The 15,607-nt window shown below is 70.8% G+C and carries 14 protein-coding genes; 6 read left to right on the plus strand and 8 right to left on the minus strand.

The annotated features are described in order from the left end of the window. Positions 1-7: 7 nt before the first annotated feature. Both ACIRNI_RS16155 and ACIRNI_RS16160 read left to right on the plus strand, forming a co-directional pair. On the plus strand, positions 8-679 hold the full coding sequence (locus tag ACIRNI_RS16155; protein ID WP_403552041.1) for a hypothetical protein: 672 nt from the start codon (positions 8-10) through the stop codon (positions 677-679). 101 nt (positions 680-780) lie between these two features. Next, positions 781-1,992 carry a lytic transglycosylase domain-containing protein gene (locus ACIRNI_RS16160; protein WP_403552207.1) on the plus strand — a complete coding sequence of 404 codons (1,212 nt, stop codon included), beginning with the start codon at positions 781-783 and terminating at the stop codon, positions 1,990-1,992. Here the strand turns inward: ACIRNI_RS16160 and ACIRNI_RS16165 are convergent. Next, positions 1,926-2,996: an ATP-dependent DNA ligase gene (locus tag ACIRNI_RS16165; RefSeq protein WP_403552042.1), complete on the minus strand. Its 1,071-nt coding sequence runs from the start codon at positions 2,994-2,996 to the stop codon at positions 1,926-1,928. The genes ACIRNI_RS16160 and ACIRNI_RS16165 overlap by 67 nt on opposite strands. A gap of 83 nt (positions 2,997-3,079) precedes the next feature. Here ACIRNI_RS16165 and ligD point away from each other — a divergent pair, with 83 nt between their 5' ends. Beyond that, positions 3,080-4,093, plus strand: a complete 1,014-nt coding sequence (ligD, locus tag ACIRNI_RS16170; RefSeq protein WP_403552043.1) for a non-homologous end-joining DNA ligase — start codon at positions 3,080-3,082, stop codon at positions 4,091-4,093. 169 nt (positions 4,094-4,262) lie between these two features. Further along, a complete protein-coding gene (locus ACIRNI_RS16175; protein ID WP_403552044.1) occupies positions 4,263-5,078 on the plus strand; it encodes a PH domain-containing protein in 816 nt (271 codons plus the stop codon). 58 nt (positions 5,079-5,136) lie between these two features. Here ACIRNI_RS16175 and ACIRNI_RS16180 read toward each other — a convergent pair whose 3' ends face one another. Further along, entirely contained in the window at positions 5,137-7,317 is a 2,181-nt protein-coding gene (locus tag ACIRNI_RS16180; RefSeq protein ID WP_403552208.1) for an OmpL47-type beta-barrel domain-containing protein, read from the minus strand. A gap of 59 nt (positions 7,318-7,376) precedes the next feature. Next, positions 7,377-9,860, minus strand: coding sequence for a ThuA domain-containing protein (locus ACIRNI_RS16185; RefSeq protein ID WP_403552045.1), 2,484 nt, complete (start codon positions 9,858-9,860; stop codon positions 7,377-7,379). A 194-nt stretch (positions 9,861-10,054) separates the two neighbouring features. Here ACIRNI_RS16185 and ACIRNI_RS16190 point away from each other — a divergent pair, with 194 nt between their 5' ends. Both ACIRNI_RS16190 and ACIRNI_RS16195 read left to right on the plus strand, forming a co-directional pair. Continuing rightward, positions 10,055-11,035, plus strand: a complete 981-nt coding sequence (locus ACIRNI_RS16190; RefSeq protein ID WP_403552046.1) for a multicopper oxidase domain-containing protein — start codon at positions 10,055-10,057, stop codon at positions 11,033-11,035. 246 nt (positions 11,036-11,281) lie between these two features. Then, the gene (locus ACIRNI_RS16195) at positions 11,282-11,542 is read left to right on the plus strand and encodes a WhiB family transcriptional regulator (protein WP_403552047.1); all 261 of its coding nucleotides are present in this window, start codon (positions 11,282-11,284) and stop codon (positions 11,540-11,542) included. A gap of 3 nt (positions 11,543-11,545) precedes the next feature. On the opposite strand, the gene ACIRNI_RS16200 is transcribed toward ACIRNI_RS16195, so the two are convergent. The 5 genes from ACIRNI_RS16200 to ACIRNI_RS16220 form a co-directional block, all read right to left on the minus strand. Beyond that, positions 11,546-12,142 (minus strand): hypothetical protein, encoded by a 597-nt coding sequence (locus ACIRNI_RS16200; RefSeq protein WP_403552048.1) that lies wholly within the window; start codon positions 12,140-12,142, stop codon positions 11,546-11,548. Next, on the minus strand, positions 12,139-12,822 hold the full coding sequence (locus tag ACIRNI_RS16205; RefSeq protein WP_403552049.1) for a hypothetical protein: 684 nt from the start codon (positions 12,820-12,822) through the stop codon (positions 12,139-12,141). Before ACIRNI_RS16205 ends, ACIRNI_RS16200 begins: the two co-directional genes overlap by 4 nt. Positions 12,823-12,842: 20 nt before the next feature. Next, positions 12,843-14,072 carry a putative T7SS-secreted protein gene (locus ACIRNI_RS16210; protein ID WP_403552050.1) on the minus strand — a complete coding sequence of 410 codons (1,230 nt, stop codon included), beginning with the start codon at positions 14,070-14,072 and terminating at the stop codon, positions 12,843-12,845. Continuing rightward, positions 14,065-14,367 carry a hypothetical protein gene (locus ACIRNI_RS16215; protein ID WP_403552051.1) on the minus strand — a complete coding sequence of 101 codons (303 nt, stop codon included), beginning with the start codon at positions 14,365-14,367 and terminating at the stop codon, positions 14,065-14,067. The genes ACIRNI_RS16210 and ACIRNI_RS16215 overlap by 8 nt, the downstream gene beginning before the upstream one ends. A 192-nt stretch (positions 14,368-14,559) precedes the next feature. Beyond that, positions 14,560-15,534, minus strand: coding sequence for an acyl-ACP desaturase (locus tag ACIRNI_RS16220; protein ID WP_355357624.1), 975 nt, complete (start codon positions 15,532-15,534; stop codon positions 14,560-14,562). Positions 15,535-15,607 lie beyond the last annotated feature (73 nt).

Raw genomic sequence — 15,607 nt, forward strand, 5'->3', positions numbered from 1 at the left:
AGCTCCCATGTCGTCGACGACCCGACACCTCATCAACCGGCAGCGCCGCCTGGCCGCCACGCACACGACGCGGGCCTCGCCCGGTTCCGCGCCGGCGCCCAGGTCCCCCGCACCGCCGCAGGCACCGCCACCACCCCGCCGTCGCAGGCCACCCGTGGTGCTCGGCGCGCTCGCCGCGCTCACCGTGCTGCTGGGCGGCCTCGCCGCCTGGGCCGACGGCGAGGCGGCGGCCCTCCGCGACGATCCGGCCGTGCGCAACACCGCCCTGACGGACACGGCTCGCACCAGCGAGGTCAAGGGCCAGCTGACCAAGGCGGTGGGCGAACTCTTCTCGTACAACTACGCCAGCCCCGCCGAAGCCGACCGTGCCGCCAAGACCCACCTCACCGGCCGGGCGGTCGAGCAGCACCGCGCGATGCTGGCGCCCGTACGCGCACAGGCCGCGCGGCACAAGCTCGTCCTCACCACCACGGTCACGGAGAGCGGAGTGGAGCGCATCAACGGCGACCGGGCCCGGGTGCTCGTCTACGCCGACCAGACCAACACGCGCACCGCCGCCAAGGCACCGGCAGCGAAGGACGCCACGACGTACGGCGCCGCCATGTTCGCGGTGGAGGCGGTACGCGTCGGCGGCGCCTGGCGGGTCAGCGCCATCGACACCCTGGGGGCGGCCTCATGAGGCCCCGGGCCGGTCGCGGGCTCGGTCGGGAGCGCGGGCGGAAGCTCGGGCGTGTGCGGGTGCGGCGGGCGGTGACCGGGACCGCCGCGGCCGTCGCCGCGATGGCCGCCCTCACCGCCTCGCAGGCCCCCGGCTTCGTACCGTCCCAGGCGCCCCGCCCCGACGAATCCGCGGCGCGGCACGACACCACCCCGGCCCCGCCGTCCGACGACGCCTACCACACCGAACTCCCGCCGCTGGTCACGCCCGCGGCCCCTGGGGCCGCTCGGCCTCCGGGGGCGATCGGGGCAGCGGTGGAGGCCGGGCAGTCGGTGAGTCCCGGACCGGTCCAGGCGGGCATCCCGGCGACCGTGCTGGCCGCGTACCGGCGCGCCGAGGCCGCCGTGGCCCGGACCGACCCGGGCTGCCGGCTGCCGTGGGAGCTGCTCGCCGCGATCGGCAAGGTGGAGTCGGGCCAGGCGCGCGGCGGCCGCGTCGACGCGTACGGCACCACGCTCTCGCCCATCCTGGGCCCGGTGCTCGACGGCGTCGGCTTCGCCCGGATCACGGACACCGACGACGGCGTGTACGACGGGGACCGGACGTTCGACCGGGCGGTCGGCCCGATGCAGTTCATCCCCTCGACGTGGGCCCGCTGGGGTACGGACGGCAACGGCGACGGGCGCGCCGACCCGGACAACATCCACGACGCGGCGCTGGCCGCCGGGCACTACCTGTGCGCGGGCGACCGGACGCTGACCGTCCGGGCCGACCTCGGCCGGGCGATCCTCAGCTACAACCACTCGTCCGCCTACCTGCGCACCGTGCTGTCGTGGCTCGCCTTCTACCAGCGGGGCGCGCACCCGGTGCCGGACGGGCGGGGAGTGCTGCCGGTGAGCCCGGGTGCGGGCGCGGGCGCGCAGCCGGCGCCCGCGAGGCCCAGGCCCGCGCCGAGTCCGCGTCCGGGCGGCGGCATCGTGGTGGGCCCGCAGCCCTCGCCCCGCCCGACCTCCACGCCACGGCCGCCCGGCACCCCGTCGCCGAGCCGGCCTCCGATCCCGTCCCCGTCCCCGTCCCCGTCCCCGGGGTCGCCCACCCCCACCCCCACCCCCACACCCACACCATCGCCCACGCCGACCCCGACCCCGACGCCCACGGACCCGACTCCTACTCCGTCGCCGACCCCGACGCCCACCGACCCCCCATGCCCGCCGCCCACGCCCACACCATCGCCCACACCGACCGAGTCCCCGTCACCCGGCGCGGCTCAGCCCCCCGACCCCGACAGCACGGCGCCCAAGTCGTACGAGACCGGCTCCTCCAACTGCCCGTAGCCGCAGCTCTCCGGCGTACGGTCAGGCCGCCATCGGCGGAACTGCGCCGTGTGCCGGAAGCGGTTGCCCTCCATGTGGTCGTAGCCGACCTCGCACACCCGCTCCGGCCGCAGCGGCACCCAGGACAGGTCCTTCTTGCCCGACCAGCGGCTCGGCGCCCCGGGCAGCCGCGCGGTCTCGTGGGCGGCCTCGTCCGCCCAGGCGGCCCAGGGGTGGCCGTCGGGCGTCTCCATGCGCAGCGGCTCCAGCTCCTCCACGAGCTCCGCGCGCCGCTTGTCGGAGAACGCGGCGCACACCCCGACGTGCTGGAGCGCGCCGTTGTCGTCGTACAGGCCGAGCAGCAGCGAGCCGATGACGTTCCCGGTCTTGTGGAAGCGGTAGCCGGCCACGACGACATCGGCGGTGCGCTCGTGCTTGATCTTGTACATGAGCCGGGCGTCCGGGCGGTAGGGCAGGTCCAGCGGCTTGGCGATCACGCCGTCGAGCCCGGCGCCCTCGTACTGCTCGAACCAGTGCCGGGCCACGTCGATGTCGGTGGTGGACGGCGCCAGGTGGACCGGGGCGTCGACGCCCTCCAGGGCCTCGGTGAGCAGCGCCCGGCGTTCGGTCAGGGGCGTGTTCAGCAGGGACGCGTCACCGAGGGCGAGCAGGTCGAAGGCGATGAACCGGGCGGGCGTGCGCTCGGCGAGCATCTTCACGCGGGAGGCGGCCGGGTGGATGCGCTCGGTGAGCTTGTCGAAGTCGAGCCGCCCTTCGTGGGCGATCACGATCTCGCCGTCGACGACGCAGCGCTCGGGGAGCCGCTCCGGGAGAGCCGCGACCAGCTCGGGGAAGTACCGGGTCAGCGGCTTGCCGGTACGGCTGCCGATCACCAGCTCGTCGCCGTCCCGGTGCACGATCGCACGGAAGCCGTCCCACTTGGCCTCGTAGTGCATGCCGGGCGGGATCTTCTTGACGGACTTGGCCAGCATCGGCTTGACGGGTGGCATCACCGGCAGATCCATGGCCCGATTCTGCCCCTCTTTACTGGCCGACGCTCATCTGTGCCGATATGCGAGGTATATGCCTGCCGCCTACTGTGGCGCGTATGGGAAACGCGGTGGAGCTGGAGGCCGGCGGGCGTACCGTACGCCTGTCCAACCCGGACAAGATCTACTTCCCGGAGCGCGGCTTCACGAAGCTGGACGTGGCGCGCTACTTCCTCGCCGTACGCGAGGGCATCGTCCGCGCCCTGCGCGACCGGCCCACCACCCTGGAGCGCTTCGTCGACGGCGTCGAGGGCGAGTCCTTCTTCCAGAAGCGCGCCCCCAAGAACCTCCCCGAGTGGATCCCCACGGCCCACATCACCTTTCCCAGCGGCCGCTACGCCGACGAGATCCGCCCCACCGAGATCGCCACCGTGATCTGGGCGGCCAACCTCGGCACGCTCACCTTCCACCCCTGGCCGGTGCGAGGCGACCGTACCGACCACCCCGACGAGCTGCGCGTCGACCTGGACCCGCAGCCCGGAACCGGCTTCCCGGAGGCGGTGGCCGCCGCGCACGAGCTGCGGGCCCTGCTGGAGGAGTACGGCCTGCGCGGCTGGCTCAAGACGTCCGGCGGGCGCGGTCTCCACGTCTTCGTGCCGATCGAACCGCGGTGGGAGTTCACCGGCGTGCGCCGGGCCGCCATCGCGCTCGGCCGCGCCCTGGAGCGGCGCATGCCGGGCCGGGTCACCACCGCCTGGTGGAAGGAGGAAAGAGGCGAAAAGATCTTCTTCGACTACAACCAGACCGCGCGCGACCGCACCATCGCCTCCGCCTACTCCATCCGCCCCAGGCCGCACGCCCCGGTCTCCGCCCCGCTGCGCTGGGAGGAGCTCGACGACGTCGACCCGCGCGACTTCGACCTGGCGACCATGCCCGTGCGGTACGCCGACCACGGCGACGTCCACGCGGACATGGACGACCACGCCTTCACCCTGGACAGCCTGTTGGAGCTGGCCGACCGGGACGAGCGCGACCACGGCCTGGCCGACATGCCGTACCCGCCGGACTACCCGAAGATGCCGGGCGAGCCCAAGCGGGTGCAGCCGAGCCGCGCCAAGAAGGCGGCGGACTAGGGCCTGGGGTGTCGATCGGTCAGCGGTGTCGGCGAAGGACGATCAGGTCACGGCCGCTGTCCGCCGACCCAGCCGCGCTCGACCGCCCACTCGCCTGAGATGTCCTCCGCGGCGGGCAGCGTGAGGAGCGAGACCGCTGTGGCTGACCGTCCCCGCGGCCCTGGTCGTCGTGACCGCCCTCGGGTCCCTCGGCGCCCTCGCCGTGTACGCGGAGAACTGGTGGGGCTACCGCGCCGCCTGGACCGACGGGGACACCCTCACCGTACGGCGCGGACTGCTGACCACCCGATCGGTCGCGCTGGAACGCAGCCGGCTGCACGGCGTGCTGCTCCGCGAGCCGCTGCTGCTGCGGGCCGCCGGAGGCGCGAGCGCGGCCGCGGTGGCGGGCGGCCTCGGCGACAAGGAGGAGGCCCACGCACGCGGCGCCCTGCTCCCACCGGCACCGCGCGGCGAGGCCCTGCGCGTCCTCGCCGGAGCGCTGCGCATCCCCGTACGTCTGGTGGACGCGGTCCCGCTCACCCCGCACCCCAGGGCCGCACTGCGCCGCCGGACGACGCGGGGGATGCTGCTCGCCGTCCTGCCGGCGACGCTCGCGCTTCTCGTGCTCGGAGCGGTCCTCACACCCGTGTTCCTGCACGCCGCCTGGATGTACGCACTGGGCGCGACGGCCGTGACGGTGCTGCTCGCCCGGGATGCCTACGCGAGCCTCGGCCACGCCGTGCACGGCTCCCACCTCCTCGTCAGGTCCGGTACGTTCAGCCGCGACACCCTCGCCCTGGAACGCTCGGGGATCGTCGCCTGGACGTTCTCGACCTCGCCGTTCGGCCACCGCGCCGGCCTCGTCACGCTCACGGCCGCCGTGGCCGCGGGGGCACACGCCTACCCCGTACGCGACGTGGCGGCCGACGACGCCGTGGCCCTCGCCGTCGCGGCCCGTCCGGGCATCCTCGAGGAGTTCCTCGAACGGGACCGGCCCGTCCCCTGAGCTGCGTCCGGTGCGGCGCCCGGGCCGAGCGGCCCGGGCGCAGCGGCATGACGGCCGGTCAGAGCTCCTTGATCCGGATGTCGCGGTACGAGATGACATCGGTCGTGCCGTGGACCTGGAGCCCGATGTAGCCGGTGGCGTACCGCCGGCCGTCCGTGCCCGGGTCGTCGGCGCGCGGCGGGGAGAACTCCTGACCGCCGGTGTTGTCGAACTCGTTGATCAGGACGCCGTTGCGGAAGACCGAGTAGTGCTGGCCCTCCACCCGGATCTCGTAGTCGTTCCAGGTGCCCTTCGGGGTGACGCCCGCGCCGCCGAGCCCCACGCGGTCGAAGCCGTAGACCGAACCGGTCTTGTACATGTCGCCGTCCGGCCGGTCCAGAACCTGTATTTCGTGCCCGAACTTGATCGCGACCCACTCCGGCCGCGGCTCCTCGGGGTGCTCGTGGACGTACGGGAAGCGGACGAAGACACCGGAGTTGGCGTTGCCCGCGCCCGGTGCGTCGTCCCGCCACTGGAGCTTGAGCGAGAAGTCCCCGTACTGCCGCTGCGGGAACCACAGCATGCCCATGCCCGGGACCGTCGTACTGCTCGTCATCGAGCCGTCGCCGTTCAGGCCGAACCGGCCGCCGCCCACGTGCTGCCACCTGGCGAACGTCTCCGCCGAGCCGTCGAACAGCGTCCGGTACCCGCTGGTCTGCCCGGGCTTGCCGATGCCGGACTCCTTGGCCGCCCGGTAGATCGTGCGGTGCTCGCGCGCGTCGATGACCCCCTCGGTGAGCAGCCGGTCGAGGACCGCGTCCACGTGCTTGAGGAACAGCGCGTGCGACGACCAGTCCTTCTCGTCCTCGATCAGCTCGTTGACGGTGCAGCGGCCGCGCGTCATCCGGTTCGGCACACCCGTGTCCACCGTGCCCACGATGACCGTGAGCCTCTCGTCGTGCTCGGGGCACTGGGGCGCCGGGACGCCGCCGCCCTCCGCGACGTTGAAGCCGACCTGCCGGGCGGCCGAGGTGTTGCCCGCCTTGTCCGTGGCCCGGTGCAGCAGGGTGTGGTAGCCCACCCGGTCCACGACCACCGGCGCCGTGTACGCCAGGTACGGTCCGCCGTCCAGCGAGTACTCGGTCTTCTCCACCCCGGATCCCGAATCGGTCGCGGTGACCGTCACAGTGGCCCGGCCGATGTACGCGCCGTCCGCGTTCTTCTCGCCCGTCACCGCGGCCGACGTCTCGGGCGGCGTCTTGTCGTCCGTCGGCGGGGCGACCACGGTGAAGTCGACCGCCTTTTCGGCGGCCGTGTTCCCCGCCCGGTCCGTGGCCCGGTACCGCACGGTGTGCGTGCCGGTCTCGTGGACCATCACGGGTGCGGTGTACGTCTGCCAGGCGCCGGCGGCGCCGACCGCGTACTCGATGGTGTTGACGCCGGACCCCGCGTCGGAGGCGGTCACGGTGACCGTCGCCATCCCCAGGTACCGGCCTTCGGCGTCCTTCTCGCCGCTGACCGTCGCCGATGTCTCGGGTGGCGTCTTGTCGTCCGTCGGCGGGGCGACCACGGTGAAGTCGACCGCCTTTTCGGCGGCCGTGTTGCCCGCCTTGTCGGTGGCGCGGTAGCGGACCTTGTGGGTGCCGACTTCATGGATCATCACGGGTGCGGTGTACGTCTGCCAGGCGCCGGTGGCGCCGACCGCGTACTCGATCCGGTTCACGCCCGATCCGGCGTCGGTCGCCGAGACGGTGACGTTGGCGTGGCCGATGTACGCGCCGTCGGCGTTCCGCTCGCCCTCCACCTTCGCCGAGGTCTCGGGCGCGGTGGTGTCCTCGCCGCCGCCCGCCTCCGTCACGGTGAGGATGCCCTGCATCGCCCCGTGGCCGGGGATGGTGCAGTAGAAGCGGTACCGTCCGGGCGTCAGCGTGACCTGGGCGGTGTGCTTGCCGCCCTGGTCGTCACTGGGGTTGGCCAGGATGTTCAGCCGGACGTCGTTGTTGTACTCCGGGTCGGAGACGTCGAACGTCAGGGTGTGCGGCATGCCCGTGGTGTTGCCGGTGGCCGCGCTGTTCTCGAAGACGATCGTCGCCGGGCCGGCCACCGCGGTGGCCGGGAAGGACAGGTAGCGGTCGATGGGGTCGCCGGCGGTCCAGGTCAGCACCTGCTCCGCCGAGGCCGAGCCCGTGGCCGCGGCCGCGGCCTGCGCACGGTTGTCCGGGCGCCCGTACGCGGCGTTCGAGGTCAGCCCCAGCACCATCAGCACGGAGGCGAGCAGCGCCGTCCACACGGCCCTCCGCGTCCTCGGGTAGCGGTGTCTCACTGCGCTGCCGCCTTCCTCGCCAGGTCCTCGGCGGCGGGCGTCGGCCCGCCGCCCTGGTAGGTCACGCGCCACAGCGCGGACTTGGGGTCGGAGGTGAAGAAGCCGCGGCCGTAGTCGAGGACGTACAGGGAGCCGTCGGGCGCGAACTTCCAGTCCATGAGGTTGCGGATGCCGTTCGCGCCGACCGGGATGATCTTCTTCAAGGACTCCGCGTGGACGGGCAGGCCACCCTGGCCGACCGTCCTCGGGTCCATCAGCACGGCGTGGCGCGGCTGGTCCCCGTCGTAGAAGTCGCCCACGAACCACTTGCCGTCCCAGTACGCCGGCCACGCGCCGGTGCCGGCGCTCCTCGCGTCGTACCGGTACACCGGCCCGTTCATGGTCGCCTGGCCGCCGCCCTTGAGCCACGGCAGCAGCAGCTTCTGCTCCTCCGTCCGGTAGCTGGGCACGCCGCTCGCGTCCCTCGGGAAGTCGGGGCCGCCGCCCTGCGGCGAGTACCAGATGGAGTTGGGCGTGACGGGCGGCAGGTTCACCAGGCCGTCGTTGTGGGGCGACTCGTTCTTCGGCGCGGAGCAGTCGTACCAGCCGAGCGGCTTGCTCGGATCGGGCAGATTCCGGTCCCGGTAGGGCTGGTTGTTGCCCATGCAGTACGGCCAGCCGTGGTTGCCCGCCTTGGTGATGGCGGTGAAGGTGTCGTACTTGGCGGGGCCCCACGTGGTCGACGGCGTACCGGCGTCGGGGCCGACCCACCCGGCGTACAGGACGTCCGTCGTCTTGTCGACGAAGATGCGCGCCGGGTTGCGCACCCCCATCACATAGATCTCGCCGCGCGTCTTGCCGCCGCCCTCGTCCGGCTCCTTGCCCGTGAAGAGGTTGCCCTCCGGGATCGTGTACGTGCCGTCGTCCTCGGGGTGGATGCGCAGGATCTTGCCGTTGAGGTTGTTGGTGTTGCCGGAGGTGCGCCGGGCGTCGGCGAAGGAGACCCCCTTGAAGACGGGCTCCGGGTTGTTGCCGGAGTAGCCGCCGCTGAAGCCGCTGGAGTTGTTGTCGCCGGTGGCGATGTACAGGTTCTCCTTGGAGTCCCAGGCCATGCCGCCGCCCGCGTGGCAGCAGCTGTGGATCTGCACCGGCCACTTCAGCAGCACCTTTTCACTGCTGAGGTCGAGCTTGTTCGTGGCGGGGTCGAGGGTGAAGCGTGAGACGTACCGCTCCGCCATGTGGGTGTCGCGGTTGATCCGGGAGTGGGGCGTGTAGTGCAGGTACACCCAGCCGTTCGACAGGAAGCCGGGGTCGAGCTCGATCCCGAGGAGCCCCTCCTCGTTCTTCGTCAGCTCATCCCCGCCGCCCTTGTTGCCGAAGACCGTGAGCGCGCCCGCGAGCCGCACTTCCTTCGTCCTCGGGTCGTAGACGTGGATCTCGCCGCTTCCCTTGCCGATGTCCGGGTCGTTCCAGTCGGTGACCACGGGCTGGGAGGAGTCGGCGCCGCCGCGCCCGATGTAGAGGACACGGCCGTCCGGGGCGGCCACCAGACCGTGCGGCTCGCCGATCTGGTCGTTCGTGCCCGGCTGGTTGGGCCGGGTCAGACGCTCGCTCCGGTAGTTGGCGTCGATGGTGGCCTTGCAGTCGGCGCGGACCAGCCGGGTGGTCCACAGCAGGGCGCCGCGCAGATGCTCGCGGAAGTCGGTCTCGGCGAACGACTCGGCCGTACCGCCCATGCCCGTGTAGAAGGAGCGGCCGCCGTCGTAGTCGCGGCACCAGGAGACGGGGTGATCCCAGCCGTTGGCGCCCGGCCCCGGCCGGTAGCTGCTCTCGCGCACCCGCGCCACCGTGTGCACGCTGCCGGAGGGGTTGACCGCCCAGTTGAACCACTTGTCGGGGCGCTTCCAGGTCGGGGGAAGCTGCCGGGTCGCGGGGTGCTGCCGGTCACCGACCTCGACGGTCGCGCGCCGCACGGCGGTGGGGCCGCCCGCGGCGGGCCGGGCGCCGACGAGACCGGTGAACCAGTCGGAGTACGGCTCGGTGCGCGCCGCCTCGTGGATGCCGAGGAAGCCGCCGCCCGCCTCCATGTACGCCTCCAGGCCCGCCTCCTGCTCCGGGTCGAGCACATCACCGCCGCCCGTCAGGAACACGACCGCGTTGTACCGGCCGAGCCTGGCGGCGTCGGTGAAGACGGAGGCGTCGTCCGTCGCCTCGGTACGGAAGCGCTGCGCGGTCGGCCCGGACTGGCCGATCGCCTCGATCGCGGCGATACCGGCGTTGACGGCCGGGGACTCGGCGGTGGCGGAGGCGTGGAAGACCAGCACGCGGACGTGGGCGCCGCCGGGCGGCGACGGGAGGGACAACGTTGTCCGCGAATCCTCCGGGTGCGGCTGGGCGGTGGCGGCCGTACCGCTGAGCAGCGCGGCCGCCAGGCCGGCGGCCGCCAGGGCCGCGACCGCGACGCGGCGTGTTCTTGACCGGTGATGTGGTGCACGGTGCATGTGTTCACCCACCCCTCTGTGGTCACAGCAAACGACGACGAAGCTAGACCTCTTTCCGTGACACGCCAATAGCTTGGCACCGATCGCGCGAACTTTGTCCTGCCTGTGGAAAAACGAATCGCCCACGACTACGGTGTGGCCGTCCCGGGGTACTCAGCCCCCGTCAGTCTCCGCACCGTACTGGGGAGTTCGGCATGGACAGACGGAGCTTCAACCGGCGTCTCCTGGCATCGAGCGCGGCTGCCGCGACCGGCGTGACATCGTTGTCCGCAGCCGCCGCACCGGGCGCGACGCCGGCCGCGACACCCCTGAGGACCGCGCCGGCGGGCGGCCGGGTGCGCCACCTCAAGCTCTACGCCGAGAGGCTGCCGGATGGTCAGATGGGGTACGGCCTGGAGAAGGGCAAGGCCACGATTCCGGGTCCGCTCATCGAACTCGACGAAGGCGACACCCTCCACATCGAGTTCGAGAACACCATGGACGTCCCCGCGAGCCTCCACGTCCACGGCGTCGACTACGACACCGCCAGCGACGGCACCAAACTGAACCGCAGCCACGTCGAACCCGGCGGCACCCGCACGTACACATGGCGCACCCACGCCCCCGGCCGCCGCCAGGACGGCACCTGGCGCGCCGGCAGCGCCGGTTACTGGCACTACCACGACCACGTCGTCGGTACCGACCACGGCACCGGAGGCATCCGCAAGGGCCTGTACGGGCCGGTCGTGGTACGGCGTCAGGGCGACGTCCTCCCCGACAAGCAGTTCACGATCGTCTTCAACGACATGACGATCAACAACCGGCCCGGTCACCAGAGCCCCAACTTCCAGGCCACCGTGGGGGAGCGGGTCGAGATCATCATGATCACCCACGGCGAGTACTACCACACCTTCCACATGCACGGTCACCGCTGGGCGGACAACCGCACCGGCATGCTCACCGGCCCCGACGACCCGAGCCCCGTCATCGACAACAAGATCACCGGCCCCGCCGACTCCTTCGGCTTCCAGATCATCGCGGGCGAGGGCGTGGGCGCCGGGGCGTGGATGTACCACTGCCACGTCCAGAGCCACTCCGACATGGGCATGGCCGGGCTGTTCCTGGTGGCGAAGCCGGACGGCACGATCCCCGGCTATGAGCCGCACCACCCGGCGGGGGGCCACGCGGCGCACTGACGGCCCACCAGTCGGCGAGGTGGAGCACCTCCTCGCAGTCGACGGACGACTCCTGCCGCGGAGCCGAGGGGCGCCGGGCGCCTACGCGGCATGAGCCTTTCTGAACGTCATGATCCGATCATGCGTGCGGGCGTGGCGCTCTTGCCGATCACCGGACGGAAGCCCATGCTTACGGGGAGCGATCCGCGTGCGCGTGTTGATCATTCGTTGAGGCGCCGTTTATCCCGACGGGGCAGCGTGTTGGCCATGCCGATCCACGCCAATGCCCCCACCACGATCGACCACGAGCTCTCCTGGCAGGAGACCGCCCTCTGCGCCCAGACGGGCCCGGAACTCTTCTTCCCGGACCCCGGCTCCTCCACCCGCGACGCCAAGCGCCTGTGTGCGGCGTGCGAGGGCCGCGAGGCCTGCCTGGAGTACGCGCTCACGCACGACGAGAGGTTCGGCGTCTGGGGCGGCCTCTCGGAGAAGGAACGGCACGCGCTCAGGCGGAACGGCCGCCGCTGAGCCTCAACTCCGCCGAGCCTTCCCGCCCTTCACGAGACCGGCCCGCTCCGCGAGTACATCTTCCTCGGGAGCGCCGCCCGGCACGCCGTCCCCCATGTCCTCGGGCACGACTCGCACGGGGTAGTGCCCACCGACGGGCGAGACGACGCCACCGTAGCGGGGGTCCCCGGCGAACCAGATCATGTCGGGCTGGGGGTTCTGCTTGCGGTCCAGTTCCACCGAGAAGGGCGTGATCCGGAAGGTGGGCGCGTACTGCTCGCTGAACCTGATGCGGATCACGACTGGCTGCTCCAGCGCCCGCGGGGGGTACGAACACGGATATGCCTGCCAAGGGTATGTGCTCAGGATTTTCTTGACGCGCTGTGTCCGTCGCACTGCCACGAATGTCAGGGTCAGCATGAACGGGTAGAAGAACACGCACAGGACGGTGAGCCCGATGGACTTCCATGCGATGCATGCGTAGAAGGAGGCCACCGCGAGGACGGTCGTGCAGACGAGCCAGGCCCAGCGTTTGATCACTAGGCGGGCGTGGCCTCGAACCGTCGGCGCGTGATCGATGGCCCTCTTCAGCAGAGGTGTCGATGCCGGCGATGTCGTCACGTGAGAAGCTCCAGAATGCGTGAAGTCGGCGTCGTGCTCGCGGATTCGGAACCTTCATCCGGATGTGAAAACGAGAACGTGTGAGCGATTCCTTCGAGGATGTCGGTGTAGGAATCTGCGTGACGCGTGGCCGCGCTCACCAAGTCCGCGACCAGAACATAAGAGCCGCCCGGATGCGGAACCGCGATGCGGGCTTGGAACACCTCAGTCGTCGAGGGTGAGACTCCTGCACGCTGGGCTAGGGGCACCGGCGGTGTAAGAATGCCGGCGACCATTGCTCCTGGGACACCGGTGGCCAGATCGAGAAGTCTGCAACTCCGCGTTTGCCACGCGGCAGAGTCGGCCAGCGTGATTCCCGCACGTGCCGCAGCCACGTGTGGTGACGGGGTCACTGTGCTGATCATGGACAGCGAGAAGAGCGACATGGAAGCGCCGTGCGAGCCATCCGGATGCATGCCGAAGGCCAGATATGCGGACCCCTTGTCAGCAAGTGCCTCAATGAGCTCCGTCAACACGCATGCTTCCTGCACAACTCGGTTGGCGGTCGGCTCCTGCTCCAGCAGCGGCAGGACGACTGTGGTGACAGCCCGGGTGAGCGATTCCTGCGTGACGCTTTCGAGGGAGTGAAATCCGGGGGGCAAGCGGAACCAGACTGATGGGGTGCTGTCTTCCAGGTTCATGAGAACCGCCTTCTAGGTTGTCATCCTGAGAGGGAGGCCCACACATGCGCGAGCCTAGCTGCCGATGTGGGGGCGTCTTCGATGGCGGCTCTCGTGCCGTCGACTGCGGTAGCCGAGTTCGAGACCGTCTCGTTTTCGTCGAGGGGTGAGTAATGGCTGGCGGCAGTCACTGCGCCCGTCGCCGGCACGCCGTACTTCACGCCGTCCCTCACCCTGGGATGTGCTTCTCGGAGCGCCCACTCCGTAAGCGGGCTTTCGATATGTCGCAGCTCATCGATCGAGCTCTTCGAAGCGTCGGCGAACTCGCGTGCTCCTGCTCCCAGATCAGCCAGGGTTCCAGACCCGGTCAGGGAAGTACTTGCGCGAAGTGCCTTGGTTCCCTCTGCCAAGGCCGCTACCCCTGGGATGGACCCCAAGGTGTCGCCGGTGAGAGTGACGGCGTTGTCCCAAAAGTCGGCATCGAACTCACCCTTGGTGAAGCCATCCCGCAATGAGGCGCGCACCTTGTCGTCCGACAGATGCAGCCCCAGGGCGCCCATACTCGCTCCAGTGGCGACGATCATCAGACCGAGGCCAAGCGGGGGAAAGGCAGCGCCCAGCACCAGGCCGGCAAATCCCATGACAGCGGATACGTCGGACAGTACATCTCCGAGGTCCTCGCTGATCCAGTCGATAGCCCGGCTCAACACCCCCGGCTCCTCCGGAGCCAACCGGTCCGTCGCCTCGTCCAGGCACTTCGCCACGCGAGCCGCCTCCGCCCTGTGGGTTTCCTCCAGCTCGCGGGCGAGGCGGCGGACGTGCTGCAGGGCTTCCCGGGCCTCGGTGAGGGCCGTCGTCGCGGCGTGGAGGTCGGAGGGGGAGGCGTCCGCGCGGGAGGTGGTCGCGGCGTGGGTGGACTCCGCGGAGCGCAGGGACTTCGCGTGGAGGACCGCCTGGGTCTCGTAGCGGCGGGCCGTCGCCTGGTAGGAGACCAGGGAGTCGTGCCACGTGCCCAGGCGGCTCGCCGCCTTCGTCAGGGAGCGGTGGGCGTTGCCCAGGTAGCGGGGGAGTTCGCCGTCCAGGGCCTCGCGGAAGGCGTCCGCGGCCTCGCCCTTCCAGTAGGAGCTCTCGCCCAGGAGCTGCTGCACCAGGCGGTGCGCCGTACCCAGGGCGGTCGCCGAGGACGTCAGCTTCGACCGGAGCGCGGCGATCTCCGCCGGGCTCCCCGGCGCCGGGTCCCAGCCCAAGTGGGGGAAGGCGGCGTCAGTCACGGTGGCCCACCGCCCGGAACGCCGACGCGATCGCGTGCTCGAGCTGCACGTACCCCTTGTGGCTCAGCCGCACCCCGTCGTGCACGGCCTTGATCCGGATACCCAGCTGCTCCGCGCCGTACTTCCAGCGCTCCTGGAAGCCGTCGCAGGCCTCGTCGAGTTCGCGAGTGCCGAGCTGGTCGGCCCGTACGTGTTCCAGTGCGCGTCTGGCCTCCGCGAGGGAGGTCAGCGATTCGCCCAGCGCATGGGAGAAACGACCCAACTGGTCGCAGTCGGCACGGAGAGGGGAGTCCATGGCGGACCAGCCTGGCAGATCAGCAGCAATGTGCTGAAACGCCGTAACTCTCCCGGGTGGTGTTGGTGGATCAGCGGCCGATACGGAACGTTTCTCCGTACACCGGTCATGTTGTGCCACTCAGCCACCGTCGCCTCCGCCGAAAAACGACGGAGGCGACGATGGCTGACAAGGCGCCGGTCGGGAAAGCCGTCAGCCGCCCGCGCGTGCCGCCAGACGCGCCTTGCGGGCCGCGAGCTTCTCGTCGAACTTGCGCGCCTCCGCGTCCAGCCCGCCCATGTACAGCCCCAGCTCCTCCTGCGCCTTCAGGCCCTCCGGGCCCAGCCCGTCGATCTCCAGGACCTTCAGGAAGCGCAGCACCGGCTGGAGAACGTCGTCGTGGTGAATGCGCATGTTGTAGATCTCGCCGATGGCCATCTGCGCGGCCGCCCGCTCGAAGCCCGGCATGCCGTGCCCCGGCATCCGGAAGTTGACCACCACGTCCCGTACCGCCTGCATGGTCAGGTCCGGCGCGAGCTCGAAGGCGGCGCCCAGCAGGTTCCGGTAGAAGACCATGTGGAGGTTCTCGTCGGTCGCGATGCGCGCCAGCATCCGGTCGCAGACCGGGTCCCCGGACTGGTGGCCGGTGTTGCGGTGCGAGATGCGGGTGGCGAGCTCCTGGAAGGCGACGTACGCGACCGAGTGCAGCATCGAGTGCCGGTTGTCCGACTCGAAGCCCTCGCTCATGTGCGCCATCCGGAACTGCTCCAGCTTGTCCGGGTCGACCGCGCGCGAGGCGAGCAGGTAGTCGCGCATGACGATGCCGTGCCTGCCCTCCTCCGCGGTCCAGCGGTGCACCCAGGTGCCCCAGGCGCCGTCGCGCCCGAAGAGGGTGGCGATCTCGTGGTGGTAGCTCGGGAGGTTGTCCTCGGTGAGCAGGTTGACGACCAGCGCGATCTTGCCGATGTCGGTCACCTTGGACTGCTCGGGCTCCCAGGCCTCGCCGTCCTCGAAGAGGCCGGGGAAGTTGCGGCCGTCCGACCACGGCACGTACTCGTGCGGCATCCAGTCCTTGACGACCTTCAGGTGGCGGTTGAGCTCCTTCTCGACCACCTCTTCCAAGGCGTACAGCAGTCGGGCGTCGGTCCACGCTTCCGAGCTGCCGAGGTGGGGAGAGGTGAGGGTCATGCGGATACTCCTGGGGACGTGACATACCTACGGCTTCGTAGGTTACGAAACCGTAGGTTAAGCGCGCTGTAAA

The organism is Streptomyces sp. NPDC093546, assembly GCF_044765045.1.
Taxonomy (GTDB): Bacteria; Actinomycetota; Actinomycetes; order Streptomycetales; family Streptomycetaceae; genus Streptomyces.

Excerpts from the sequence above, each read along its gene's own strand:
- ligD (WP_403552043.1), top strand. The coding sequence starts at position 3,080 with ATGGGAAACGCGGTGGAGCTGGAGGCCGGCGGGCGTACCGTACGCCTG.
- ACIRNI_RS16185 (WP_403552045.1), bottom strand. The coding sequence starts at position 9,860 with ATGCACCGTGCACCACATCACCGGTCAAGAACACGCCGCGTCGCGGTC.
- ACIRNI_RS16195 (WP_403552047.1), top strand. The coding sequence starts at position 11,282 with ATGCCGATCCACGCCAATGCCCCCACCACGATCGACCACGAGCTCTCC.
- ACIRNI_RS16180 (WP_403552208.1), bottom strand. The coding sequence starts at position 7,317 with ATGGTGCTGGGGCTGACCTCGAACGCCGCGTACGGGCGCCCGGACAAC.
- ACIRNI_RS16160 (WP_403552207.1), top strand. The coding sequence starts at position 781 with ATGGCCGCCCTCACCGCCTCGCAGGCCCCCGGCTTCGTACCGTCCCAG.
- ACIRNI_RS16215 (WP_403552051.1), bottom strand. The coding sequence starts at position 14,367 with ATGGACTCCCCTCTCCGTGCCGACTGCGACCAGTTGGGTCGTTTCTCC.
- ACIRNI_RS16205 (WP_403552049.1), bottom strand. The coding sequence starts at position 12,822 with ATGAACCTGGAAGACAGCACCCCATCAGTCTGGTTCCGCTTGCCCCCC.
- ACIRNI_RS16165 (WP_403552042.1), bottom strand. The coding sequence starts at position 2,996 with ATGGATCTGCCGGTGATGCCACCCGTCAAGCCGATGCTGGCCAAGTCC.
- ACIRNI_RS16220 (WP_355357624.1), bottom strand. The coding sequence starts at position 15,534 with ATGACCCTCACCTCTCCCCACCTCGGCAGCTCGGAAGCGTGGACCGAC.
- ACIRNI_RS16190 (WP_403552046.1), top strand. The coding sequence starts at position 10,055 with ATGGACAGACGGAGCTTCAACCGGCGTCTCCTGGCATCGAGCGCGGCT.
- ACIRNI_RS16155 (WP_403552041.1), top strand. The coding sequence starts at position 8 with ATGTCGTCGACGACCCGACACCTCATCAACCGGCAGCGCCGCCTGGCC.